This window comes from [Flexibacter] sp. ATCC 35103 (assembly GCF_001975985.1).
Taxonomy (GTDB): domain Bacteria; phylum Bacteroidota; class Bacteroidia; order Flavobacteriales; family Flavobacteriaceae; genus Flavobacterium.
The window spans coordinates 702,798-728,277 of record NZ_MTQF01000003.1 but is presented as its reverse complement, the minus strand read 5'-3'; the positions used below and the strand labels follow the sequence as shown (position 1 = coordinate 728,277).

Genomic DNA, 25,480 nt, shown 5'->3' with positions numbered 1-25,480 from the left:
AATATTGCAAAAAATATGCATTTTGTGCAAAAAATATGCAAACGTGAAAAATATTTATATATATTTGATCGCCAACAAAAACCAAAAAAACATGAAAACCACACAATTATGAAAACAAAGCTAATTTCATTAGTATTTATTGGGGGGATGATCTTCTCAGCAAATGCAAAAGAGGCTGCAATAAAAAAGCACCTTTTTGAACAAAAAAGCAGTCAGATTGAAATTTCAGGCCAAGTAATTGGTCAGGACGACGGAATGCCAATTGCCGGCGCAACTATTTATGCAAAAGGCAATACTAAAATAGCGACCATAACTGATGAAACCGGAAAATTCAAACTAAATGTTCCGGAGAACGAAACCCAAATCATCATTACTTACATGGGTTATGGAACTTTAGAATTTAAATTAGATAAAACGCAAGACTTAACTATAAGCTTAAAACCTGCCGAAAATGTTTTAGATCAGGTTTTAGTAACAGCATTAGGAGTTAAAAAAAGCAGTAAATCCGTTGCTTATGCTGTAACTGAACTAAAAGGAACAGAATTTACAAAAGCAAAAGAAACCAATATTGCCAACGCTTTAGTTGGTAAAATTGCCGGTGTAAACGTAAGCAGCACTGCAACCGGCCCAAACGGTTCGAGCAGAGTAGTAATAAGAGGTAACGGTTCGCTAAACGGAAATAACCAGCCAATGTATGTAGTGAATGACTTGCCAATTGATAACACACAGCTAAACTTACCGGGAATTGGCAACGGTCCCGGATCTACCAGAATAAATGTCGACCGAGGTGACGGAACTTCTGTTATAAATGCTGATGATATTAAAACCATCACCGTTTTAAAAGGTGGAACTGCTGCTGCATTATATGGCGCAAATGCTGCAAATGGTGTTATTTTGATTCAGACCAAAAGAGGTGCCGCACAAAAAGGGATTGGGGTTGATTATAATACTTCATTTACATTTGAAACGCCATCGATCATACCAGATTGGCAGTACGAATACGGTTCAGGAGCAAACGGAAAGAAACCAACAACTCAGGCTGAAGCCATTGCAGACGGACGCTGGTCGTGGGGAGCAAAAATTGACGGAACTGATGTTGTACAGTTTGATGGTGTATCAAGACCATATGTGGCTCAAAAAAACAACATTAAAAATTTCTACAATACAGGAACTACTTTTATCAATTCCCTGGCTTTATCAGGAGGAACTGAAAAAGCAACCGGACGTCTTTCTTTTTCGAACATGGAAAACAAAGGTGTAGTACCAAATTCAGATTTTAATCGAAAAAGTATCAACATTGCCAGTAATGTAAACTTAACAAACTGGTTGAAGTTTGATGTTGTAGCGCAATATAATTTAGAAAAATCAAACAACAGAGTTACCGTTTCTGATGCTGAAGCTAATCCAAACTGGGGAACTTACATGATCGCAAACACAGTTGACATCAGAAATCTTGCCCCGGGTTATGATGCAAATGGTGTAGAAGAAGCGTGGAATCCTGTTGCGGTAGCCACGAACCCGTATTTTGTTGTCAATAAAATTAAAAACAACGATACTAAAAATCGCTTTATTGGGATGTTGAATGTAAAATTAAACTTTACGCCTGAATTATTTCTTCAGGGTAGAATTGGTCAGGATTTTACAGATTATGAATTCTTTGGATACATTCCAAAAACTACTTTAAACAATCCAGTTGGATACGCACAAGGTTCGAGAATGAAAATATCTAACCTGAATTCTGAGGCAATTCTTAATTATACCAAGAAAAACATTTATGATAATTTCTCTCTAAATGCTTTAATTGGAGTGAACTCCCGAACCAATTTAAGAGACGAAACCAGAGTCGAAGGATCAAATTTTGTATTAGATGATTTTTATGCCTTAAGTAATTTATCTACTCTTACTTATAGTTATCCTTACGGAAAAACTAAAACAAATTCAGTTTACGGAGCTGCAGATTTTGACTATAAAAACATTGTATTTTTAAACATTACAGGACGTCAGGATTGGTTCTCGACACTTTCGAAAGAAAACAATACGGTATTTTATCCTTCGATAGGAACCAGTATCATTTTATCAGATATTATAACAATGCCGGATTGGGTTTCGTTTACAAAAATTAGAAGTTCATGGGCACAAGTTGGTGGTGCAACACCAGATCCTTATGCATTGAACCAATCGTATTCTATGATTCAGGGCGGACATAATGGCCAGCAATTACAAGGGCCTACAAGTACAAGAGTTTCAAACCCAACTTTGAGTCCGTTGACGTCTACAACTTTTGAAATTGGAACTGACTTAGGGTTTTTTCGCAACCGCTTAAATCTTGATTTTGCTTACTACAACCGCGCCACAACAAATGATATTGTAGAAACTACAATTTCAAACGCGTCAGGATCAAGCTCTGCTTTACTGAATCTTGGAAAAATGAGAAACAAAGGAGTTGAAGTTTTATTGAGTGGAAAGATTATCAATTCTGAAAATTTCTCCTGGGATGCAAGTTTCAACGGATCTTATAACGAAAACACAGTTGAAGCGCTTACAGATCAGCTAAACTCAATTACAATGGCAACATCTGTAAACGGATATGTAACTATAACCAGCGACGTTGGCCGACCATATAGTATTATAAAAGGATATAAACCACGCGTAGATGCTAACGGAAACACTGTTTATAATGTAAGCGGCGGATCTGCAACTATAGCACAAGGACCGCTTCAGGAGTTAGGTCAGGGAGTTCATCCCTGGGCAGCCGGAATTAGCAATGAATTTAAATACAAATCAGTATCATTCAGCTTTTTGATAGACGGTAAATTTGGAGGAAGCCTATATTCAGGAACTGATTTATACGGAACCCGCATGGGATTAACAAAATTAACGCTTGAAGGTCGTGAAAACGGATTACCAATAAAAGGTGTTGACACAAACGGAAATCCTGTTGATATGGTTATTGCGCCTGAAAACCTAAGAACATATTATGATGGTCTAAGAAACATATCCTCAACTTTTGTTTACGATGCAAGTTTCATAAAATTAAGACAAGTAATCCTGGGGTATGATTTGCCAATTCAAAGCATCAAAGGATTGTCTAAACTTCAGGGAGCTTCGATTTCATTCGTGGCAAGAAACTTATTCATTCTTTACAAGAAAACACCAAACGTAGATCCGGAATCTGTATTTAGTGCAGGAAATGCTCAGGGTGTAGAACAATTTGGAGTGCCAAAAACCAGAAGTTTCGGTTTAAGTTTAAATGTAAAATTTTAAACTCACTTAATTCCTAATTTTTAAATTAAAAGACATGAAAAAGATATCCATTTTATATATAACAGGCATACTTTTAGCAAGTATGACAGGCTGTACCAAGGATTTTGAAGAAATAAATACCAACCCAAATGTGGTAGAAAAACCAAATCCAAATTACATTTTCAGTAAAGCGCAACTGGACGGTTTAAATAATAATTATTTTTTTACCAATATTCTCGAATGTGGCGGTATGATTCAACATTATGCGACTTACAAAGAAGCATCCGGAGTTGGAGACAAATATTTGAGTAATGAAGTTTATTTTTCAGCTTATTTCAATCAGTTATATCCAACGGCATTAAATGAAACCGAAATTGTAATTAATGCTTTAAAAGCAAATCCTGCAGATAGTAACAGACTTAATATTGCCCGAATCTGGAAAGCCTATTTATATCACAGAATTACAGATTTATACGGAGATATTCCGTACTCAGATGCCGCAAAAGCAACCAGTTCGCAAGTTTTCCTTCCTAAATATGATACACAGGAATTCATTTATAAAGATTTATTAAAAGAACTTGATGAAGCTGCAACAGCATTAGATCCCGCGAAAGCAAGTTTTGGCAAAGCCGATTTTATTTATGACGGAGATGTCGCGAAATGGAAAAAATTCTCTTATTCCTTAATGCTTCGCTTGGGATTAAGATTAAGTAAAGTAGATGCCGCATTATCAAAAACTTGGGTAACCAAAGCTATTGCCGGCGGAGTAATCCTTAACGGAAGCGACAATGCCATCATGAAATATACAGATGGACCAAATGATTTCAACAGAAATCCGGTTGGTTTTGATGCCAGAAAACAGGATTTCACTGCAGGATCATTTGGACAAAAAAATGTGGAAGGCGGAAAACTAGCCAAAACATTTATCGATTTATTAAAATCTACTGCTGATCCAAGAATTAGTGTTTACTCAGGTGTTTGGCAGGGAACAGTGCAAAATACAACGCTTGCAGTGCAAAAAGGTTTTCCTAACGGAACTAAAATAGCACCGGCAGCAGCAGAACAAGGCACTTACTCTGAACCAAACCAAAGTACTGTTTTTAAATATGATGCACCACTCGTTCTCTTAAGCAATGCCGAAACAAATCTATATTTAGCCGAAGCTGCAGCAAGAGGATGGTATACCAATGAAACCGACAAAGATTTATACGAAAAAGCAGTTAAAGCTTCTTTTTTAAACATGGGAATCTACGGCGCAGGTTATGCCATTACAGATGCCACTGCTTATTTAACACTTAATCCGTACAACGCAGCAGGATCTTTTGAAGCGAAAATGAACCAAATTCATACCCAGGTTTATGTTGCCTTATTTGTAGACGAACAAGAAATTTATGCCAACTGGAGAAGAACCGGTTATCCTGTTTTAATCCCTGTAAACTTTCCAGGAAATGTTACAAACGGCACAATCCCAAGACGTTTGAAATACTCAACCAGCGAATATTCAGTGAATTCAGCTAACTTAGCAGAAGCGGTTAAACATCAGGGAGAAGACAGTTTTACAACAAGAATGTGGTGGGATAAATAATACGAATCAAGAGTTAAAAATGTGCCTTTAGGCACTTTATATTGGTAGTTATAAAGTTTCAAATTCGTTAGCGTGCCGTAGGTACGCAACAAAATGACAACTATTGCGTACCTACGGCACGCCAGAATTGTGACTTGTGTTTTTACCAATATTAAGTGTCTAACGACACAAATTAAAACTCTTAATACAAAAGATAAATGAGCATATTAATTCTTACGGCATGCATTGCATTTTTAATCATTCAGATAGCTTGGCTTAAAATCAATCCGTTTATTTCCTTTATCATAACAGCTCTGTTAGCAGGTCTATTTTTAGGATTGCCAATAGAAACTTTGTCTCAAACCGTACAAAAAGGTTTAGGCGAAATGTTAGGATCTATCACTTTGATTATTGTTTTCGGAACCTGTATTGGTAAACTCACCGTTTCATCAGGCGCCGCCAATGTTATTGCCAAAACAGTTATGGGATGGACGGGTAAAAAATATGTTCGTCTTGGCTTAATGATTACCGGATTTATTGTTGGGATACCGCTGTTTTATAGTGTTGGATTTGTTTTGTTAGTTCCATTAATCTTCTCAGTAGCTCATCAATTTAAACTTTCAAAGGTATATCTCGGTATTCCAATGCTGGCGTCGCTTTCAGTAGCACATGGTTTTTTGCCCCCACATCCGTCTCCAATGGCTTTAAGCAGTATTTTAAATGCTGATATCGGACTCGTTTTAGTCTACGGAATCATCATTGCGATTCCAACTATTTTTATTGCGGGATTGTTGTTTTCGAATTTATTAAAAAACATCAAAACCGAATCAGATCATGAAATTCTAAACGTAGAAGAAGTAGTTAATGAAGGGAAACAACCTAGTTTTTCTCTTAGTTTATTCTCCGCCCTATTTCCGGTTTTCGGATTAACACTGACTTCGATATTACCTATGATTTCTAAAAATGAAACTCTGGTTAATATCTGCAAAACGGTTGGAGAACCAAGTATGATTATGCTGATTTCTTTATTGATTTGTACCTATACGTTAGGAATCAGAATGAACAGAAGCATCACATCAGTAATGGATGATTATGCCGTTGCAATAAAAGATGTCGCTTTAATTGTTTTAATTGTTGGTGGAGCCGGCGGATTAAAAGAAGTTATGATTGTAAGCGGTGTAAACGAAACTATTGTAGCATCATTAACACAAACAAACATTCATCCGTATTTATTGGCCTGGATGATGGCGGCAATCATACGCGTTTGTGTGGGTTCTGCTACAGCAGCCGGATTAATGACTGCCAGCGTTTTACTACCTTTGTTACAAACTACCGGCCTCGATCCCAATCTGTTAGTTCTATCTGTTGGAGCCGGAAGCTTAATGTGCTCACACGTAAACGATCCAAGTTTTTGGATGTTCAAAGAATATTTTAATATCAGCCTGAAAGATACATTCAAATCATGGACCGTCATGGAATCTCTAGTATCTGTTTTAGGAATCATTTTCGTTTTTATTTTAAACTCTATAATACATTAATATCATGAATTTATTACCACAAGAAAAATTTGAAACATTAGGCTTATCATTACCTCCGGCGCCGCAGCCACTTGGTATTTATAAACCTTATTTAGTTGATGGTAAATATTTATACCTTTCAGGTCATGGACCTGTTAATGACGACAAATCCCTGATCATTGGCCGAATTGGTGATGATATGGATATCGAAGAAGGAAAATTAGCAGCAAGACAAGTCGGATTAACAATGCTTTCTACAATTGTAACCAATTTTGGAAGCCTGAATAAAGTAAAACGTGTTATAAAAGTTTTAGGAATGGTCAATTGTAATGGCGAATTCTTGAGACATCCGTACGTAATAAACGGTTGTAGCGAATTGTTTGCAGAAGTTTGGGGACAAGAAAACGGAATTGGAGTAAGAAGCGCCGTAGGGATGGGTTCTTTACCAGACAATATTCCTGTTGAAGTTGAAGCCGTTTTCGAATTATTTTAGATTAAAGAATTTAGCCCACGTGTTTGACGGATTAAATATTTTTCAGCCACGAATTCACGAATTATTTTTCACATACTGATTTGTAAAAATTCGTGAATTCGTGGCGAAAAAAATCATAAAAATCATTTTAATCAGTGGCAAAAAACAAAAAATATGAATACAACACCACAAACTAGAATTGCAACTTTTGGAGAATTATTACTTCGGATGAATGTTGCTGATGGAAACAGATTTACGCAAGCCAATGAAATAAAAGTTCATGTTGGCGGTGCCGAAGCAAATGTTTGTGTTTTACTTTCTCAACTCGGGATTCAAACCGATTATATTACACGATTACCCGAAAATGATTTAGCGCAACTTGCCTTAAACGAACTTCAGAAATACAAAGTAAATACCTCAAAATGTGTTTATGGCGGAGAACGTTTGGGATTGTATTTTGTCGAAGCCGGAAATCAAATCAGGCAATCACAAGTTATTTACGACCGAAGCAATTCTTCATTTGCAACCATCCAAAAAGATCAAATTGATTGGGATTTGGCTTTAGCCGATGTTACGCATTTTCACTGGTCAGGAATTAGTCCGGGAGTTTCAAACGAAGCAGGTTTAGCTTGCAAAGAAGCAATTCTTGTCGCACATAAAAAAGGTTTACCTATTTCTTCCGACTTTAATTACCGATCAAAATTGTGGCAATACGGAAAACATCCTTCTGAAATTATGCCCGATTTGCTTCAATACAGCACAATTACCGTTGCAGATTTAGACGCAATTGAAATTTATTTCGGAATCAAAACCGATAAAAATGAATCGGATGAAAATCGCTTTCAGAAAACATTCGAATTATTAAAAGTAAAAATGCCTTTCCTAAAAACATTAGCGATGAGTTTTAGAAAATCAGATGGACCAGCACATTTATACAAAGGATTATTGATTCATGAAGATAATTTTTATCAAACCCAAGAACACAAAATACACGTTGTAACAGATCAAATTGGTTCCGGAGATGCTTTCAACGCAGGATTATTATATGGATTATCGAATAAATTTTCCGGACAAGAATCCATCGAATGGGCAACAGCTTGCGGCGTAATCAAACAAAGTATTCACGGAGATTTTGCCATCACAAATGAAAACGAAATAAGTCATTTCATCAAAAATGGCTCAAGTAATAGAATTAATAGATAAAATAAGAAAATGTACAGCATATTAAAAACGCAAGGTGTACTTCCGTTAGTCACCCAAATCAACATTGAAACAGCCCAAATAGTATTGCAATCAGCGGCTGATGCTGGCATTAAAATTATCGAGTTTGCTGCTCGTGCAGATGATGCTAAAGAAGTTTTTAGCCAAATGATAGCCTTTAAAAAAGCAAATAATTTAGATGTAAAAATAGCCGTTGGATCAATTTTAAGCGTTGATGATGCCGAAACTTTTCATCTTCTTGGAGCTGATTGTATCGTTTGCCCACATACAGATCTGGAAATTGGAAATTATTGCTTCAAAAATAATATCTATTGGATTCCCGGAGCTGCAACATTAAACGAAATATTGCAAGCCAATAAATTAGGAGCCGAGATTGTAAAACTTTTTCCTGCCGATAAAATTGGCGGCCCAGGATATGTAAAAGCAATTAGAGCACCTTTTCCGAATTTGAAAATAATGCCAACCGGAGGCGTAACGCTAGAAGAAAGCAATTTAAAATCATGGTTCAAATCCGGAGTAGTTTGCGTGGGAATTGGTTCTAATTTATTTTCGAAAGAAATGCTTTTGAACTTAAATTATGAGCAATCACTAAAGGCATTTCAAGATTTAATTGAAGTTGTAGAAAAAACCAGAAACTAAAGTTATGCAAAACAATTGGTGGAAAATTAATTCCGAACTCCGCATTGATACGCCATTTTTAGCCGTTTACGAAGATCGTATTCAGTCGAATATTGAGCGCTTGATTGAAGCAGTAAAAGGCGAAACCCAAAAATTAAGACCACACATCAAGACGCATAAAATAGGTGAAATTCTGGATTTGTTTAAAACCTACAACATCAATAAAATAAAATGCGCGACAATTGCCGAAGCAGAATTGGCTGCAATACATGAAATTCCAGATGTGCTTCTCGCCTATCAACCTGTTGGCGCTAAAAAAGACAGATGGATTTCATTGATTCAGAAATATCCAGATATTGCTTTTTCAACTATTGTTGACAATTTAGATTCGGCGAAAGCTTTAAATGAAAGTGCCGCAAAAAACAATCTAAAACTCACCGTTTATCTGGATTTAAATACTGGAATGAACAGAACCGGAATTTCAATTTCTAAAAACTGGAAAGCTTTAATTGATGAAATTGTTCTATTAAAAAACATTCATTTTGCAGGAATTCATATTTACGACGGTCATTTAAAAGGAGATTTAGAACATCGATTTGATACCGCTTCCAATTTGTTTTTTAGTATAAACGAAGAAATTCAGGCGATTAATAAAAAACTGGGTTACGAATTAAAAATCGTCGCCGGCGGATCAAATACATTTCCGTTTTATGCTACTCAGAAAAACGTAGAATGCAGTCCCGGAACTTTTGTTTTTTGGGATTCTAATTACCAGATTCATTTACCGGAACAACATTTTGAACCGGCTTTGGTAATTGTTGGAACCATAATTTCAAAACCAACAAGTTCTACTTTTTGTATTGACATTGGATACAAAGCCGTAGCTTCTGAAAACCCAATTGATAAAAGATTAGTTATTCTTAATGATGATAATCTAATCCCAACGGCACATTCAGAAGAACATTTAATTATAGAAAACAGAGGAAAAAACGAGTATGCAATTGGCGATACCATTTATGCCCAACCTTATCATGTTTGTCCAACTTGTGCACTTTACGATTCAGTTCAGGTCGTGAATTCGGAACATGAAATTTGTGATCAATGGCTGGTTGTTGCCCGCAGCAGAAAAATTAATATCTAGCAGCAGAAAAAGTAGAATAAAGAAAAAAAGAATAGAAAATAGAGCGAAGAAGAAAGAGAATAGACCTCATAATAACACTTGTCTGGAAAACCTCTGAGCCTTTGAACCTTTGTGCCTTAAAAAAAATAATATGTTTATAATAGACGCCCATTTAGACCTGAGCATGAATGCAATGGAATGGAATCGAGATTTAAGAAATAACGTACCAACTTTGCGTCATCTCGAAAAAGGAATGACAGACAAACCAGATCGCGAGCGCGCAACGGTTTCGTTTCCGGATTTACGACGCGGCAATATTGGTATTGTTGTCGCTACTCAAATCGCACGTTTTGTAAAACCGGACAGTATTATTCCGGGTTGGAATTCTCCTGAACAAGCCTGGGCACAAACTCAAGGTCAGCTTGCATGGTACAAAGCCATGGAAGAAGCCGGAGAAATCACAGCAATTACCGATAAAAAATCATTACTAAAACAAATTGATTTATGGAATGACGGAACGCCTAACGACAAAAAACCTATTGGTTATATTTTAAGTTTAGAAGGTGCTGATTCTATTATTGATGTTTCGTATTTAGAAAAAGCATACAATTACGGATTGCGCGCCATTGGTCCTGCGCATTACGGACCTGGACGTTACGCAAACGGAACGGATGCAACCGGAAAAATGAACCAAAACGGTCTTGATTTATTAAAAGAAATGGAGCGTTTGAACATCATTCTCGATGCAACACATTTATGCGACGATGCTTTTTGGCAAGCTTTAGATCATTATCACGGACCAGTTTGGGCAAGTCATAACAATTGCAGAAGTCTTGTTGATCACAATCGTCAATATAGTGATGAAATGATCAAAGCTTTAATTTCTCGCGGAGCCGTTATTGGCGGTGCTTTAGATGCCTGGATGTTGGTCCCGAATTGGGAAAGAGGCGTTTCGACACCAAAAGGTACAAATTGTAATCTTGAAACTGTTTTCAAACACATGGATCACATTTGTCAATTGGCCGGAAATGCCAATCATATTGGTGTGGGTTCAGATTTGGATGGTGCTTTTGGTACAGAACAAGGTCCGTATGATTTGGATACCATTGCCGATTTACAAAAATTAGTTTTGATCTTTAAAAGCAACGGATATTCTGATGAAGATTTAGATAAAATCTTTCACCAAAACTGGATCAATTTTTTAATGAAAAATTGGGATTAAATAAAGACTAAACTTGGAACTGCCTTCTTATACGACTGTAATTTTTCGTCGGTTGGATCAACTTCTGTAACCACATAATCAACCTCGGATAAGTTGGCAATTTTCATTTTTAAAACCGTGTCGAGTTTTTCAGAAATAGTCAAAATCGCTGTTTTTTCAGAAGCCTGAATCATCGCTTTTTTTACCTGAACAGTTTCCCAATCAGAATCTGAGAAACCACCTTCGATATCTAAGGCATTGGTTCCTAATATTAATAAATCAACTTTAATATTAGCCAATTGATTATAGACATCGCCACTCACACACATTTGGCTGTAAGATGAAATGCTTCCGCCAATCATTATAATTTTAACATTGGGTTTATCCAGAAGTTCCACCGCAGATAAGACGGTAACAGTAAAAATAGTAAGATTTAAATCATCAGGGATTAAACGGATGAATTCGCGAATTGTAGTTCCTCCGCCAATTAACAACACCATTCCGTCATGAAGTAAACCTAAGGTTTTTTGCGCAATGATTTGTTTGGATTCGCCTGCATAAGTTTGATTTGATGAAGAATGATGATAGGCTTTTGTCATGGCACCACCTTTTACTTTAATCAATAAAGATTCTGATTCAAGTTCGTTTATATCACGCCTTACAGTATCTTCTGAAACAAATAATTTTGCCGAAAGCGTTTCAAAACTTACACGGGTATGCAAATTTATCTCTTTTAAAATAAGATTTTTACGTTCTTCCTTAGTGTAATTTACCACTTCATTATCATTGTTCATGCAAATTCGTTTTTGTTAAGGCAAATGTAATCAATAAATGCAATAATATTGCGAAACAAATTATAACAGTACGTAATAAAAAAGTTAATTCATCTATTTTAAAGTCATTTATACATAAAACCATTTGCATTTTTTTTGCAAAACAGCAATTACAAATTCTAAATTTGTTTACTGCCAAAAAATAAATTCCAGCTTAACATGAAAACAACATTCTTCCTCTTTTTAATATTCTGCTGCACGGTCATAAGTGCCCAAACTTCTTTTGAAAACAAATCTATAATTCCTGCTCCAAATTCATACAAAGCAAACGGAGACAGTATTCGTTTAAACGGACAAATTAAAGTTATTTTCGAAAAGAATAAATTTAGTGCGAAAGAACAAAAAACGGCAAACATTTTTGAAGCTGCTATTAACAAAAATGTGTCTTCAAAAAAGAGTGCTATTGAAGTTTTATTCATTACTAAAAATCCATCCGCTTCCTTAAAAAAAGAAGCGTATAAAATCAATATTACAGCAAAAAAAATAACCGTTACCGGAAGTGAAGAAGGATTATTTTATGGCGTTCAGAGTTTATTGCAAATGCTCCCGAACAAAATCACGAATCAAGAAGTAAAATTACCTTGCGTTACCATCGAAGATGAGCCTAGATACAACTACCGCGGGCTTCACCTCGATGTTTGCCGTCATTTTTTCTCTGTCAATGTTATAAAAGATTTTATCGCACAAATGTCCAGTTATAAATTAAATAACTTTCATTGGCATTTAACAGACGATCAAGGATGGCGAATCGAGATAAAAAAGTACCCAAAACTGACCGAAGTAGGTTCAAAAAGAGCACAGACTTTAGTGGGAAATAAATTCGAAAGATTCCCGTATTTTTTTGACGGAAATCCATACGGAGGATTTTATACGCAGGAGGAAATCAAAGACGTTGTAAAATTTGCCGAAGAACATTATGTGAATATTATTCCTGAAATCGAAATGCCCGGTCATGCAACTGCAGCAGTTACGGCTTATCCAAATTTGTCTTGTTTTCCGGATCGTCAATATAAAGTTATTGAAAGCTGGGGCGTTTTTGAAGATATTTTCTGTGCCGGAAAAGAAGAGACTTTTACTTTTCTCGAAGATGTTTTAACGGAAGTTATGGCTTTATTTCCAAGTAAATACATTCATATTGGTGGAGACGAGTGCCCGAAAACAAGATGGAAAGAATGTCCGAATTGTCAAAAAAGAATCAAAGATTTAAGATTGAAAGACGAACATGAATTACAAAGTTATCTCACAACCCGAATCGAGAAATTCCTAAATAAAAACGGAAGACAAATTTTAGGCTGGGACGAAATGCTCGAAGGCGGATTAGCACCAAACGCAGCTGTAATGTCATGGCGAGGCGAAGCTGGAGGAATTAGCGCTGCAAAACAGAAACATAACGTAATCATGAATCCGGAACAAGTTTTATATCTTGATTATAACCAGGGCTATTCGCCACAAGAGCCTTTAACAATTGGAAGATTAACCACGGTTGAAAAAATGTACAACTACAACCCAACTCCGGTTGATAGTTTGACCGTTGAGGAACAAAAATATATTATAGGAGTACAATCTAATCTTTGGTCAGAATACTTAACAAGTCCGGCAAAATTAAATTATATGATTTATCCGCGTGTATTTGCTTTAGCAGAAATTGCCTGGACAGAACCTCAAAATAAAAATTACAACCATTTTATTCTGAATCAAATTCCGCATCATTTGGAAAAACTGGAAGCGCAGAAAAGATTGTATAAAGTTCCGAGTCCTTTTGGTTCTAATGAAACAGCTTTAATTGGATCAAAATATGTTTTGGATTTAAAACCAACGATCAAAAGCGGACAAATCTTCTATACAATTGATGGATATAATCCTGATGAAACAGCTGAACTTTACACAAAACCGGTCACAATAAATATCCCAAAAGGAGAATTTCGAATTATAAAAACGGTTCAAATTAGTCCTAGCGGAAGAAGAAGTTCTATTAATAAAATATTGGTTAGAAATCCGGAATTAAAATCGGCTTTAGCTATAAAACCAACTAAGAAAGGTTTGAAATTTGATTATTATACCGGAACATTATTCCAGCAAGTTCAGGATTTAGATTTAGCAAAACCTGTTAATTCAGGCATTTTTGAAGGCGTGATAAGCAGCGAAAAATGGAAAACGAAAACAGAGCGTTACATCGGCTTAAAATTCGACGGATACATCTATATTCCGGAAACGGCAAATTACACGATTTCGACGCTTTCAGATGATGGATCGAAGCTTTTTATCGATAATGAATTAGTGGTTAATAATGATGGTATTCATTGGCTAAACGAAGCATATGGAGCTGTAAAACTCGAAAAAGGTTTCCATAAAATAAATATTGGTTATTTTGATCAGATTGGAGGAACGACTTTAACGTGCTACATTCAACAGGAAGGAAGGGAAAAACAAGAAATAAGTGCTTCGCAATTGTATTACGAATAACAACATAAAAAAGACGCATTTGCTGTGGCAAATGCGTCTTTTTTTTAAAGCATCAATTTAGATTATTAAAAATCTATTTGGATGCTGCTTTACTAATATTTTTAAAATCGTCATCTTTTAAATTATATGCAAAACCGGCACCATAAAAATAATAGGGAGCATCACCAGTCTTAGCATTAACTACTTGCAAATATTTATTTCCATTCATACTTACATATCTCAAATAATAGATATCTTCATTATTTAAAATCTTCTTTTCCAGATCCTCATCTTTAATAAACTGATATTTGTATTTATAATCTTCAACAAGTTTTTTAAGATCTTTTTCATCTCTAAGCTTTTCAGTTCCTTTCCATGGGCTATATTCCATCATATAAGCTTCCGGAATATAAAGTGTAGCCTCTTTTAAGCTCTTGATTTCCGGTTTTGCAAAATCATCATAAAGTCCGCAATGTTCTCCTTTACTTATAATTTGATTAATCTGTTGAAAGTAATTTTTCAACATTCCGAGATTGGTATTGGTAAAACTTTGTTCCGTATACATTTGTTCATACAATTCGCTCAATGTCTTTTTTACCTTACTAGTTCCCATTGCATCATTTAAAAATTTATTATTGGCAGAAAGAGGAGCTCTCGCTATATAAATCAAATTTTCATTTAAAACCACGTTCAGTTTTTTATCGTATTTTTTGTCGTCTGACTTCAGTTTTGCAACTCCTTTATCGAATTTCTCTTTATCTAAAATTCGTATTGCAAAATTGGTATGAATGTAAACGGTACCTTTTGAGCTTGTAGTTATATCACCCATGAATTTTGCAATTGAATACTTACCATCTGTATAATCCATCATATTAAAATCCTTATAGTCGACGACTTTATACGGAGTAACTGTCCAGACTTCTTTCAGGATTTTTTCATAATTTTCTTTTTTATTCAACTGAGGCAGTACAAAAACGGTAGTAGTAGCTTTAAATTTTTCTAGCTCTCCTTTTTCAAAGGGATCGTTTGAACCACGGTCAGAAGGAGTTACCGCTACCTGAGCATAATTTTGAATACTTAGGGCAAGCATTACAATAAGTAAAATTCTTTTCATTTAATAAGATTTGTTTTTTGGTGTATATTATTTTTTAGGTGCGATAAAAATAGTACAAAAAAAAACGCATCCAACTTAATGAATGCGTTTTTATATAAACTAAATGTATGTTTAAATTATCCTTTCAAACTTGCAGATAAATACTCACGGTTCATACGTGCGATATTTTCAAGTGAAATTCCTTTTGGACATTCGATTTCACAAGCTCCTGTATTTGTACAGTTACCAAAACCTTCTAAATCCATTTGGTGAACCATGTTTAAAACACGATCAACAGCTTCTACTTTACCTTGAGGTAATAATGCATATTGAGATACTTTTGCTCCAACAAATAACATTGCTGATCCGTTTTTACAAGTTGCAACACAAGCTCCACAACCAATACAAGCAGCAGCATCAAATGATTTATCTGCATCATGTTTGTTAATCGGAATTGTATTTGCATCAATTGTATTTCCTGAAGTATTTACCGAGATAAATCCTCCTGCATGTTGAATTCTGTCAAAAGAACTTCTGTCAACTACTAAATCTTTAATTACCGGGAAAGCTTTTGCTCTAAATGGCTCGATAAAAATCGTGTCACCATCTTTAAACATACGCATGTGTAACTGGCAAGTAGTAACTCCTCTGTCTGGTCCGTGTGCTTCTCCGTTGATAAATAATGAACACATACCGCAGATTCCTTCACGACAATCGTGGTCAAATGCTACTGGCTCTTCTCCTTTATTGATTAATTGTTCGTTAAGAACATCAAGCATTTCAAGGAAAGACATATCTGGTTCGATTCCGTCGATTGGGTAATCAACAATTCCCCCTTTATCCTGGGCGTTTTTCTGACGCCATATTTTTAATGTAAGTTTCATACTGTTTTAGTTTGAAGGTCATAAAGTCGAAAGTCGAAAGTCACTTAACATTTAGTCATTTGACTTTAAGACTTTAGTCTTTTGACTAATTGCTATTTGTAGCTTCTTTGTACTAATTTAATGTTTTCGTAAACCAGAGGTTCTTTGTGTAATACTGCATCACTTGGTTTTCCTTTGTATTCCCAAGCTGCAACATATGCAAAGTTTTCGTCATCACGAAGTGCTTCTCCTTCTTCTGTTTGGTATTCTTCACGGAAGTGACCTCCACAAGATTCATTACGGTGTAATGCATCTTTCGCGAACAATTCTCCTAACTCTAAGAAATCGGCAACACGTGTCGCTTTCTCTAATTCCTGATTAAATTCATTAGCGCTTCCAGGAACTTTTACATCTTTATAAAACTCTTCACGTAAAGCTGCAATTTCTTCGATAGCTTCAGTTAAACCTTTAGCATTACGAGCCATACCTACTTTATCCCACATGATTTTTCCTAATTTCTTATGGAAATAATCTACAGAATGAGTTCCTTTATTATTGATAAATCTATCGATTTGATCTTTTACTTCTTTTTCTGCTGCTACGAATTCTGGTAAATCTGTAGAAATTTCTCCCATTTTAATATCCGGAGCTAAATAATCTCCAATAGTATAAGGTAATACGAAATATCCATCAGCTAAACCTTGCATCAAAGCAGAAGCTCCAAGTCTGTTTGCTCCGTGATCAGAGAAGTTAGATTCTCCAATAGAGAAACATCCCGGAATTGTAGTCATTAAGTTATAATCAACCCAAGTTCCACCCATTGTGTAGTGAACCGCTGGGTAAATCATCATTGGTGTTGTATAAGGATCTTCGTCAACGATTTTGTAATACATCTGGAATAAGTTTCCGTATTTACTTTTCACGATTTCAGCTCCTAATTTAGTTACCAAAGCCGCATCATTAGCGTCTAAACCTTTAACGAAAGCTTCTTCAGTTCCGTAACGTTTGATCGCTGCTGCGAAATCTAAGTAAACAGCTTCTCCAGTTTTGTTAACACCAAAACCAGCATCACATCTTTCTTTTGCAGCACGAGACGCAACGTCACGAGGTACTAAGTTACCAAAAGCAGGATATCTTCTTTCTAAGAAATAATCTCTTTCTGCTTCAGATAAATCTGTTGCTTTTTTCTTTCCTTCACGAATCGCTTTTGCATCTTCTTGTTTTGCAGGAACCCAAATACGACCGTCATTACGTAACGATTCAGACATCAAAGTCAGTTTTGACTGGTGATCTCCTGAAACCGGAATACAAGTTGGGTGAATTTGCGTGTAGCAAGGATTTGCGAAAAACGCTCCTTTTTTATGTATTTTCCAAGCTGCTGTTGCGTTACTTCCCATAGCATTTGTTGACAAGAAAAATACGTTTCCGTATCCTCCAGAACCAACTACTACCGCGTGAGCAGAATGTCTTTCTATTTCTCCGGTGATTAAGTTACGAGCGATAATACCTCTCGCTTTTCCGTTTACGATAACTATATCTAGCATTTCGTGACGGTTGTACATTTTTACTTTTCCACGACCAATCTGACGGTTCATTGCAGAATAAGCTCCTAACAATAATTGTTGTCCAGTTTGTCCTTGTGCGTAAAAAGTACGAGAAACCAAAGTTCCTCCAAAAGAACGGTTATCTAATAATCCACCATATTCACGAGCCAATGGAACTCCTTGAGCCACACATTGGTCAATAATATTAGCAGAAACTTCAGCTAAACGGTGAACGTTTGCCTCACGTGCACGGTAATCTCCTCCTTTTACAGTATCATAAAATAATCTGTAAACTGAGTCACCGTCACCTTTATAATTTTTTGCTGCATTGATACCACCTTGTGCTGCAATAGAGTGCGCACGACGAGGTGAATCCTGAAAACAGAAAGCTTTTACGTTATATCCCTGCTCAGCCAAAGTAGCCGCAGCTGAACCTCCAGCCAAACCTGTACCAACAATGATAATATCTAAATTACGTTTGTTAGCCGGATTTACTAAATTAATATGATCTTTATAATCTGTCCATTTGTCCGATATTGGGCCGTGTGGAATTTTTGAATCTAATGCCATTATAATTTATATTAATTATTGAAATGATGAAATAATGCGATAATTATGAAAAGTGCCGGTACTACAACTGCAAAACCATAACCTACTTTACTTAAAAATCTAGAATACTTATTGTGCATCCCCATTGATTGAAGAGATGAACCGAATCCGTGCCAAAGGTGAAAACCTAATAACACAAATGAGATACAATACAATCCTGTACGGATTGGGTCATGAAACTTATGAACCAGTTCTCCATAATATCTTGTAGCATCTGGTGTAGCCCCTGCAATATACTTGTAGTTAACCTCCGGAAACCAGAAATCATAAAAATGCAATCCTAAGAAAGCCAAAATAACCAATCCAGAAATAATCATATTTCTAGAACTCCAGGAAGCATTTGCAGCTCCGTTGTATTTTGCATACGCAATTGGTCTTGCAGCAGTATTTTGAGCTGTCAAAACAAATCCCATAACGAAATGGAAAATTACTCCGATTGCCAAAACTGGTTGCATTACATATTGAATCAGCGGATTGTATCCCATAAAGTGAGACGCTTCGTTAAAAACATTTTCACTAATAATAGAAATAAAATTTAAGGAAACATGCAGCGCTAAAAACGTGATTAAGAATATTCCCGAAAGGGCCATAGCCACTTTCTTTAAGATGGAAGCATTCAATAGTGCAGATTGTGCCATAAGTGTTTAAGTAGTTTGTTTTAAAAAATTACACAAAAATAACTCAATTAACAAAGAACTACAACCATTTCGCTGTTATTTATAATCATTTTAAAATAGCCTACGTATTACGTACTTTTACGTATAAAAAATACTGTATCCCAAATTATTTTATTATAAAATTTTGAAAAACTGTTTTTTAGCAAATTTATTCACCACAAACAAATAGTGTTACGCTGCTCTAAAAGTTTATCATATTATTATTTTAAGTAAACTTTTAATTTGTTTTCTTTAAAAGTTTCTGTGCATTGGAATTTTATAGGATTAAAAAATTGTCATTCCACAACATAATTTTACCTTTATCGGCTTCAAAAAAAATATAATGAAAACAGGAATTGACGCTATCTCTTTTGATGTAGCCAACATACATTTACCCATAAAAACTTTGGCAATCGCCAGAAATATTGAACCAGAAAAATTAGAAAAAGGTCTCGGATTAATTAAAATGACCTTGCCTGACGTTCATCAGGATGCTGTAGTTTTTGGAGCAAACGCTTTAACAAAACTAATTCTTGAGAACGAAATAAACTTAAACGAAATAAGCCGGATTTATGTGGGAACCGAAAGCGGAATAGACAGTTCTAAACCTATTAGTTCTTTCTTAATAAGTTTAATGGAACAAAAATTTGGAGAAGATTCTTTATCTGAATGTGATGTTGTCGATTTTACTTTTGCTTGTATTGGCGGAGTTGATGCTTTGCAAAACTGCATAGATTTCGTAAAACTGAATCCAACTAAAAAAGCAATTGTTGTTACGACAGATTTTGCTAAATACGATTTAAATTCAACCGGAGAATACACTCAAGGCGCGGGAGCTCTTGCAATGCTGGTAACTTCGAATCCAATAATTATTGCTTTTGATGAAAATTGGGCAACATCTACAAAAGGCGTTTTTGATTTCTTTAAACCTTACAGAAGTCTTTCTAAACAAGCAATTACCCAAAACGAAAATAACGATCCGTGGTTTGATAATCTGGAAGCCGAAATCGAAATCCACAAAGATCAACCGGTTTTTGATGGTCAATATTCGAATCAATGTTATATGGATCGTACGCGAAATGCGTATTTTTCGTTTAAGAAATTAAAAAACACTACCGAAACTTTATACAATACCTGGAACAGCATTATCATGCATTTGCCTTATTCTTTTCAGGGACGCAGAATGTTATCTGAAATTTACGCTTTAGATCATGCCGATAAAATCATTGCAGAAAATATCGAACCTGCAGATTATCAAACTAAAATCAAAGAAGTTGGGAAATCTGATGAGTACAGAAAATTTGTAACCGAGAAATTGCAACCTGCAGAATTGGCTTCTTCTTTAATAGGAAACCTTTATACAGGTTCTATTTTCATGGGATTATTATCGACTTTGGCTCATTATTACGATACAAAGCAAGAAGTTGCCGGAACTAAATTTGGATTCTTAGCTTACGGAAGCGGATCGAAATCGAAAGTATTCGAAGGAACAATTCAACCAAACTGGCAATCGGCTTTAGCCAAAACTAAACTTTTCGAAAACTTAGAAAAAAGCACAGAAATTGGTTTTGAAACTTATGAAAGCCTTCATAAAAAAGAACAAAAACAAAGTATTCGAACTCCTAAAAACGAATGGATTTTAGATAAAATCGAAAAAGAAATCCCAAATTTAATTGGAGCGAGATATTATAAATGGGTTGATTAATAAAATCCCAATTTTAAATCATAAAAAAACCGAAGCACTTAGCTTCGGTTTTTTTATATCAGTTCATTAATCTTCACTATAATGTTGCTTGATTTCTTTTAGGATTTCAAAAACAACATCATCATTTTTTTCTTTATGTCGTCTTGCCCAGAAACTATAAATCCAGACTGTATTAAGTTGCGAAGCATATTCTGCATTACTATTATCTTTCTCTGAACTTGTTTCTGCATTTTTGCTTACTAAACTCAAAACATTCTCTGATGCATAAGGTTTTATCTCACTATAATAATAATTAGGAAACTCTTTTTGCGCACCAAAAATCATTGTTTTATAGATTTTAGTTAATCTTTCATCAGGATTTTCTGTTTCATAAATATCCTCATGAGTTTTTATTAAGGCATCTACAATTCGATTTAAATTGGAATCAAAATAAATTTTATTCGATAAAAAAGCATACAACAAAGTATTATAACTATCAAAAGCTTCCCGAATCGCTTCAGGATTTCGCCTTATTTTTTCATCTACTTTTTTTATTTCCTCATCATAAGCGAATCCTCTTTCTATTGCAATTCGGATTCCTGTAAAGGACTGATCTTTTTCTAATACTAAAAAATCCGATAAAAAGTTCTTAGTAAGATCCTGCGTTTTGGTATTATCATAACTCGAATCCTCAAAAAGTTCTTTGAAGTATCCGTTTATATTTACTTCCGGAAAACTCATTTCGTTAAAGCCATAATAATCAGATTCTGACTCCTCGCCTTCTCCTTCGCCTTCACTTTCATGTTCGACATCTGTAGCAACTTCTTCGGTTTCAGAGACTGAATTTAAGGTTCCAATTATACTATCACCACTATAAGATCGTACTGTTACCACATTTAATACCGCTAAATACAAGGAAAAAGAAAAAATGAGTATCGCAATAAACAGCATTAAAAAACCAAGAAACTTAGTTATTTCAATAACGGAATCTTTTATTCTTAAAACCAGACTTATTATTAAACTGGCAATCATTAAAATATCTAAAGAGAAAAAAAATCGATAAATATAATCTGAACTCACAACTCCAACTTCTAATTTTAAAACAGAAGAAATAATAGAGGACAAAAAAGTTAAAGCTCCAAAAATTACATTGATAAAAAATGCATTCTTCCAAAATTTATCAATTGGCACTTCCTTATTCACTTCATCATTTGTCGAATCAGAATGTATTACAGCCACTATCAATCTTTGAATTATAATTGAAATGGCCAATACAATTAAAGGCGAAAACCCAATTACCAATAACTGAATCAAAGGTATTAACTGGATATCATCGTTATATATTTCATTAAAAACAAAACTAAAAATCAGCAATATTATGCACTGGATTATTATAACTATTTTATAAGACTTTATCATTCTTCTTCTGAGTTTGAATTTGCGTCGTACTGCTCTTTTATTTCGTTTAAGATTATTGCAATCTCTTTTATATTTCCTTCATTATTTCTTCTTGCCCAAAAACTATAAAACCACATTATATCAGCGTTTTTAAAATCTGCATTATTAGAAAACTTATAAGCCTGAAGTTTTTCGATTGTTTCTACAGTGAAATATTTTCCAAAATCCGAATAATATTTTTCCATATTAGGTCTGGAACTGCCATAAGGCTGATGCATAGCGTTGTAGATTTCTTTTAATTTTTCATTTTCGGCACCAATGTCATCGTATGTCAAAAGCAACCCGTCTACAATTTTATCAAAATTTGCCTTGCGATAGATTTCAGGCGAAATAACGCTATAGATTACGGATCTGTAATTCTCGAATCCTAAATAAAGTGCATCAGGATTTTCTCTAATATTATCAATGTATTGAACAAGATAATAATAGTCATTTTCGGTAATATGATCATCTAAACTTCTGCCCATTAAAATTCTGACATCATAAAAATCATATTTCCCGTCAAGTCCTCCCCAATCCGGAATTAAAGAATTCCATGACGATAGCAATTTAGACTTTTCGACCTCTGGATCAACTTGTTCGTTGTCTGCTTCTACATAATCTTCTGATGTTTCTGCGGCATCAGACGAAAGTCCTTTTTCATCTCTTCGATTGATATAATTTTCTGAGGCATTCATAAATTCACCTATAAAAACAACTTCATAAGTAAAGGATGCAACAATTATGAAAAAGCTAAAGATCAATATAAAAAGTGCAAGTGTTTTATTTGATTTCCAATAAATCCCCGCCGCTAAAAAAAAGGAAGCCGTTACTAAGCTTAATATTATAATGAGAAAAGATCTTAAAACCACTAAACTATAAAATAGAGTTGGCTGATCTATTATAAATGGATTTTTTCGATATAACCCAAATGCAAAAACAGCAATGATTATTAAGAAGAAAACATTGCAGTAAAATGCAAATTTCCAAAAGTTTTGCTGGCGAACTTTCTTTTGCATATCAGCTTCATCTTCTGTAACCTCCTCTTTTTTTAGAAACACAATTAAAATAGAAACAAGAAAACAAACGCCAAAGAAAATTAAAGAAACTGCGTGTCCATAATTAAATTCATGCGGATGAAAATCTCTAATATTAAGAAGTTTCTGCTTTCTATAATTCATTAAAATCAAGAGACCAAGTAAGAAAGCGGGAATAAATTGAAGTAATATAACGGTTTTAAAAAATTTGGTTTTTTTGTCCATAATAAGGATTAGTGGTTGTGTAGGAATTTGCCCAAAACTATTAAAAAAATTTTAACATTTAGGTTTGAAATTCATTTTTTGAAAGAAAAATAATTTAAATTTTAACTTTAAATATATTACAACTATAACGCTCTGACTTGCAGCAATTCATTTTAATAAAATAAAAAAACCGAAACTATAATTGCTCCGGTTTTTATTTTAAATTTCAAATTATTAATCCTTTTTATGTTGTTCCGTATAATTTTGATTTCCTTTAATGGTTTGATCGTGAACATTCATTCCGTTTGACATTCCTAACATAAAGGCTGTTATTATTACCACCATTTTTCTTTTTATCCAATGAAGTGGTCGTTTAGATTGTACTAAACGTGTTTTATTATTGTGTTTATACATTTTGAAAATGATAAATGATTAGACATTATTGTATCATCATATGCCTTGAAAAGCATAAATACTTAGAAAAGAATTCTCTAAGCGCTGTATAAACTTTTGTATAAGTTGTTTGAGGTTATCATTTCATTCATGAATACAAATTGTCTCATAAATGAATGTATGTTTTGATAAAGAAGTGTTTGTAATTTGTGAACAATTCTAACCTGAAAATTAAAAACATCCTTAAGTCCAAGATAAAGTACAGGAATTAAAAATACCGTTTTAAAAAAAGATTTTGAATAACTAAAGATGAAACGAGAGTTTCTAAAATCTAATTCTCTCCTTAAAATAACACAGGAAGATTGATAATAATCTGCGGATTTCGACTGAGAATCTATCGTACAATCATTTGCAATCAGGCTAAAAACCAGAAAGAGAGAAAGCAGATATTTTAGATATTTATTCAATCGATTTAATTTGGAGTATTTTTTTGATCAAACGAAAATACGAATTAAAACAAAAACTACAATTTTACAACTTGTTTTGTTTATCCAATACTTTTTCAGTTTCATTTCTATACAACAATAAACCCAATCCCAAGGCAAAAACCAAACAACTCAATAACATATAAACTCCGTTTTTTAATATAAAAAACGAAAAACCAATTGTTGGTGCGCTTACAAGAACCATGATTGAACTTATAAAATTAGTTTTTATAAAATTGACCGCGTGCATTGCCAATCCGATAAAAAGCAAAGAAGGTTAAACCAATGTGCAAAATCGATTGGTTTTTGAAAGTCAGGCAAAACTTTAGAAAATAATAAATAACTAGTAACAAAAAAGAATAATCCGAGAAGGCAAAGATGTTTTGTTTTCATAATTAATTTTTAAAATTGATGAAGCAAAACTAAAATGAAAAATCTTCGCGAATCCTTATTTTACTGGCATAGGTATAAAACTATCTATTTTAGGTACGAAATTACAAAGCCAACAAAGCTCCTTTGTAATTCTTAGCAACCGGAAGTTCTATTTGAGTTAAAATAACAGTATTTTGATTTCTCCAGGATTTAAAATGCCTTGTATTTATTAAATGAGACCGATGTATTTGTACTAAAAAAGTAAAATCTTCCTGAATTTTTTTTAGCGAAGAACGAATAAGTTTTGAGGTGAGTTTTTCGTTTTCGATATAAAAAATCTCTACATAATTTTGAGCGTTTGAAATACAGACCAAATCTTCTTGTTTAATTTTTAAAACATCTAATTTATTTTCTCCTCTAAAAGTTAAAATATCTTGTTGTACAGGAATCAGCTTGAGTAAATATCTTCTCGCCAGAATAATTACAGGAGTTAAGATCAAAGCAACTTTTATAAATATGATGATAAAGAACGCTGCAAAACTATATCCACCGTTTAAAATTGGACTTTTATAATAGGTATAAACGGCAATTAAATAAATTAGATAAAAAAATATCAGACTAATTGCTTCAAACTTTAAATTCCATATTGAGGTTTTTTCATAAACTCTTTTTTGAACAACCGCAAGAACGCCATAACACAAAAATGCCATAGAACTAAAGCCAATGCTCATAAAAAGCCACGACCTGAAATTTAAAGTTCCGTCATCAAAAGGTCTTATGATAAAAGCAAAAACAAAAATCCATAACGCAATACATAAACCTACTATTAGATTATGTTTTATGGATGTATTGAGTTGTTTCATTTTTTCTTA

General features: G+C 34.2%; 20 protein-coding genes. 10 read left to right on the top strand and 10 right to left on the bottom strand.

All coding sequences use genetic code 11. The features are described from left to right. The first annotated feature begins 108 nt into the window (after positions 1-108). The 8 genes from BXU01_RS07350 to BXU01_RS07315 all read left to right on the top strand — a co-directional run bounded on the left by BXU01_RS07350 (position 109) and on the right by BXU01_RS07315 (position 10,977). A complete protein-coding gene (locus BXU01_RS07350) occupies positions 109-3,264 on the top strand; it encodes a SusC/RagA family TonB-linked outer membrane protein (RefSeq protein WP_083692718.1) in 3,156 nt (1,051 codons plus the stop codon). Positions 3,265-3,298: 34 nt separating this feature from the next. Then, complete coding sequence (locus tag BXU01_RS07345) at positions 3,299-4,828, top strand: SusD/RagB family nutrient-binding outer membrane lipoprotein (RefSeq protein ID WP_083692572.1); 1,530 nt, start codon at positions 3,299-3,301, stop codon at positions 4,826-4,828. A 197-nt stretch (positions 4,829-5,025) separates the two neighbouring features. Then, positions 5,026-6,345: a GntP family permease gene (locus BXU01_RS07340; RefSeq protein WP_083692571.1), complete on the top strand. Its 1,320-nt coding sequence runs from the start codon at positions 5,026-5,028 to the stop codon at positions 6,343-6,345. 4 nt (positions 6,346-6,349) lie between these two features. Then, complete coding sequence (locus BXU01_RS07335) at positions 6,350-6,817, top strand: RidA family protein (protein ID WP_055093883.1); 468 nt, start codon at positions 6,350-6,352, stop codon at positions 6,815-6,817. Between the two features lie 153 nt (positions 6,818-6,970). Next, the gene (locus BXU01_RS07330; RefSeq protein WP_083692570.1) at positions 6,971-7,999 is read left to right on the top strand and encodes a sugar kinase; all 1,029 of its coding nucleotides are present in this window, start codon (positions 6,971-6,973) and stop codon (positions 7,997-7,999) included. Between the two features lie 9 nt (positions 8,000-8,008). Beyond that, complete coding sequence (locus BXU01_RS07325) at positions 8,009-8,656, top strand: bifunctional 4-hydroxy-2-oxoglutarate aldolase/2-dehydro-3-deoxy-phosphogluconate aldolase (protein ID WP_083692569.1); 648 nt, start codon at positions 8,009-8,011, stop codon at positions 8,654-8,656. A gap of 4 nt (positions 8,657-8,660) precedes the next feature. Beyond that, positions 8,661-9,776 carry a D-TA family PLP-dependent enzyme gene (locus BXU01_RS07320; protein WP_083692568.1) on the top strand — a complete coding sequence of 372 codons (1,116 nt, stop codon included), beginning with the start codon at positions 8,661-8,663 and terminating at the stop codon, positions 9,774-9,776. Between the two features lie 130 nt (positions 9,777-9,906). Beyond that, positions 9,907-10,977, top strand: coding sequence for a dipeptidase (locus BXU01_RS07315; protein ID WP_083692567.1), 1,071 nt, complete (start codon positions 9,907-9,909; stop codon positions 10,975-10,977). On the opposite strand, the gene BXU01_RS07310 is transcribed toward BXU01_RS07315, so the two are convergent. Continuing rightward, the gene (locus BXU01_RS07310; RefSeq protein ID WP_055093890.1) at positions 10,974-11,750 is read right to left on the bottom strand and encodes a DeoR/GlpR family DNA-binding transcription regulator; all 777 of its coding nucleotides are present in this window, start codon (positions 11,748-11,750) and stop codon (positions 10,974-10,976) included. The two genes, BXU01_RS07315 and BXU01_RS07310, sit on opposite strands and share 4 nt — an antisense overlap. Before the next feature lie 198 nt (positions 11,751-11,948). Between BXU01_RS07310 and BXU01_RS07305 the strand changes: the two genes are divergently transcribed. Beyond that, positions 11,949-14,252: a family 20 glycosylhydrolase gene (locus BXU01_RS07305; RefSeq protein ID WP_083692566.1), complete on the top strand. Its 2,304-nt coding sequence runs from the start codon at positions 11,949-11,951 to the stop codon at positions 14,250-14,252. A gap of 73 nt (positions 14,253-14,325) precedes the next feature. Here BXU01_RS07305 and BXU01_RS07300 read toward each other — a convergent pair whose 3' ends face one another. The 4 genes from BXU01_RS07300 to BXU01_RS07285 form a co-directional block, all read right to left on the bottom strand. Beyond that, complete coding sequence (locus tag BXU01_RS07300) at positions 14,326-15,345, bottom strand: hypothetical protein (protein ID WP_083692565.1); 1,020 nt, start codon at positions 15,343-15,345, stop codon at positions 14,326-14,328. Positions 15,346-15,461: 116 nt separating this feature from the next. Further along, positions 15,462-16,208: a succinate dehydrogenase/fumarate reductase iron-sulfur subunit gene (locus tag BXU01_RS07295; RefSeq protein WP_083692564.1), complete on the bottom strand. Its 747-nt coding sequence runs from the start codon at positions 16,206-16,208 to the stop codon at positions 15,462-15,464. Between the two features lie 92 nt (positions 16,209-16,300). Next, positions 16,301-18,301 carry a fumarate reductase/succinate dehydrogenase flavoprotein subunit gene (locus BXU01_RS07290; protein WP_083692563.1) on the bottom strand — a complete coding sequence of 667 codons (2,001 nt, stop codon included), beginning with the start codon at positions 18,299-18,301 and terminating at the stop codon, positions 16,301-16,303. An 11-nt stretch (positions 18,302-18,312) separates the two neighbouring features. Next, the gene (locus tag BXU01_RS07285) at positions 18,313-18,978 is read right to left on the bottom strand and encodes a succinate dehydrogenase cytochrome b subunit (protein ID WP_083692562.1); all 666 of its coding nucleotides are present in this window, start codon (positions 18,976-18,978) and stop codon (positions 18,313-18,315) included. Positions 18,979-19,339: 361 nt separating this feature from the next. Here BXU01_RS07285 and BXU01_RS07280 point away from each other — a divergent pair, with 361 nt between their 5' ends. Then, entirely contained in the window at positions 19,340-20,701 is a 1,362-nt protein-coding gene (locus tag BXU01_RS07280; RefSeq protein ID WP_083692561.1) for a hydroxymethylglutaryl-CoA synthase family protein, read from the top strand. Positions 20,702-20,767: 66 nt separating this feature from the next. Here BXU01_RS07280 and BXU01_RS07275 read toward each other — a convergent pair whose 3' ends face one another. From BXU01_RS07275 to BXU01_RS07255, 5 genes are all read right to left on the bottom strand, one after another. Beyond that, positions 20,768-22,099: a hypothetical protein gene (locus tag BXU01_RS07275; protein WP_123773973.1), complete on the bottom strand. Its 1,332-nt coding sequence runs from the start codon at positions 22,097-22,099 to the stop codon at positions 20,768-20,770. Beyond that, complete coding sequence (locus BXU01_RS07270) at positions 22,096-23,298, bottom strand: hypothetical protein (RefSeq protein ID WP_123773971.1); 1,203 nt, start codon at positions 23,296-23,298, stop codon at positions 22,096-22,098. Before BXU01_RS07270 ends, BXU01_RS07275 begins: the two co-directional genes overlap by 4 nt. Positions 23,299-23,592: 294 nt before the next feature. After that, on the bottom strand, positions 23,593-23,772 hold the full coding sequence (locus tag BXU01_RS07265) for a hypothetical protein (RefSeq protein ID WP_083692558.1): 180 nt from the start codon (positions 23,770-23,772) through the stop codon (positions 23,593-23,595). A gap of 510 nt (positions 23,773-24,282) precedes the next feature. Beyond that, a complete protein-coding gene (locus BXU01_RS23845; protein WP_255373718.1) occupies positions 24,283-24,441 on the bottom strand; it encodes a hypothetical protein in 159 nt (52 codons plus the stop codon). 289 nt (positions 24,442-24,730) lie between these two features. Then, positions 24,731-25,471: a LytTR family DNA-binding domain-containing protein gene (locus BXU01_RS07255; protein ID WP_083692557.1), complete on the bottom strand. Its 741-nt coding sequence runs from the start codon at positions 25,469-25,471 to the stop codon at positions 24,731-24,733. Between the last annotated feature and the right edge of the window lie 9 nt (positions 25,472-25,480).

What these genes read in the sequence shown, in the direction of transcription:
- BXU01_RS07350 (WP_083692718.1), top strand. Translation starts at nt 109, where the DNA reads ATGAAAACAAAGCTAATTTCATTAGTATTTATTGGGGGGATGATCTTC.
- BXU01_RS07345 (WP_083692572.1), top strand. Translation starts at nt 3,299, where the DNA reads ATGAAAAAGATATCCATTTTATATATAACAGGCATACTTTTAGCAAGT.
- BXU01_RS07340 (WP_083692571.1), top strand. Translation starts at nt 5,026, where the DNA reads ATGAGCATATTAATTCTTACGGCATGCATTGCATTTTTAATCATTCAG.
- BXU01_RS07335 (WP_055093883.1), top strand. Translation starts at nt 6,350, where the DNA reads ATGAATTTATTACCACAAGAAAAATTTGAAACATTAGGCTTATCATTA.
- BXU01_RS07330 (WP_083692570.1), top strand. Translation starts at nt 6,971, where the DNA reads ATGAATACAACACCACAAACTAGAATTGCAACTTTTGGAGAATTATTA.
- BXU01_RS07325 (WP_083692569.1), top strand. Translation starts at nt 8,009, where the DNA reads ATGTACAGCATATTAAAAACGCAAGGTGTACTTCCGTTAGTCACCCAA.
- BXU01_RS07320 (WP_083692568.1), top strand. Translation starts at nt 8,661, where the DNA reads ATGCAAAACAATTGGTGGAAAATTAATTCCGAACTCCGCATTGATACG.
- BXU01_RS07315 (WP_083692567.1), top strand. Translation starts at nt 9,907, where the DNA reads ATGTTTATAATAGACGCCCATTTAGACCTGAGCATGAATGCAATGGAA.
- BXU01_RS07310 (WP_055093890.1), bottom strand. Translation starts at nt 11,750, where the DNA reads ATGAACAATGATAATGAAGTGGTAAATTACACTAAGGAAGAACGTAAA.
- BXU01_RS07305 (WP_083692566.1), top strand. Translation starts at nt 11,949, where the DNA reads ATGAAAACAACATTCTTCCTCTTTTTAATATTCTGCTGCACGGTCATA.
- BXU01_RS07300 (WP_083692565.1), bottom strand. Translation starts at nt 15,345, where the DNA reads ATGAAAAGAATTTTACTTATTGTAATGCTTGCCCTAAGTATTCAAAAT.
- BXU01_RS07295 (WP_083692564.1), bottom strand. Translation starts at nt 16,208, where the DNA reads ATGAAACTTACATTAAAAATATGGCGTCAGAAAAACGCCCAGGATAAA.
- BXU01_RS07290 (WP_083692563.1), bottom strand. Translation starts at nt 18,301, where the DNA reads ATGGCATTAGATTCAAAAATTCCACACGGCCCAATATCGGACAAATGG.
- BXU01_RS07285 (WP_083692562.1), bottom strand. Translation starts at nt 18,978, where the DNA reads ATGGCACAATCTGCACTATTGAATGCTTCCATCTTAAAGAAAGTGGCT.
- BXU01_RS07280 (WP_083692561.1), top strand. Translation starts at nt 19,340, where the DNA reads ATGAAAACAGGAATTGACGCTATCTCTTTTGATGTAGCCAACATACAT.
- BXU01_RS07275 (WP_123773973.1), bottom strand. Translation starts at nt 22,099, where the DNA reads ATGATAAAGTCTTATAAAATAGTTATAATAATCCAGTGCATAATATTG.
- BXU01_RS07270 (WP_123773971.1), bottom strand. Translation starts at nt 23,298, where the DNA reads ATGAATTATAGAAAGCAGAAACTTCTTAATATTAGAGATTTTCATCCG.
- BXU01_RS07265 (WP_083692558.1), bottom strand. Translation starts at nt 23,772, where the DNA reads ATGTATAAACACAATAATAAAACACGTTTAGTACAATCTAAACGACCA.
- BXU01_RS23845 (WP_255373718.1), bottom strand. Translation starts at nt 24,441, where the DNA reads ATGGTTCTTGTAAGCGCACCAACAATTGGTTTTTCGTTTTTTATATTA.
- BXU01_RS07255 (WP_083692557.1), bottom strand. Translation starts at nt 25,471, where the DNA reads ATGAAACAACTCAATACATCCATAAAACATAATCTAATAGTAGGTTTA.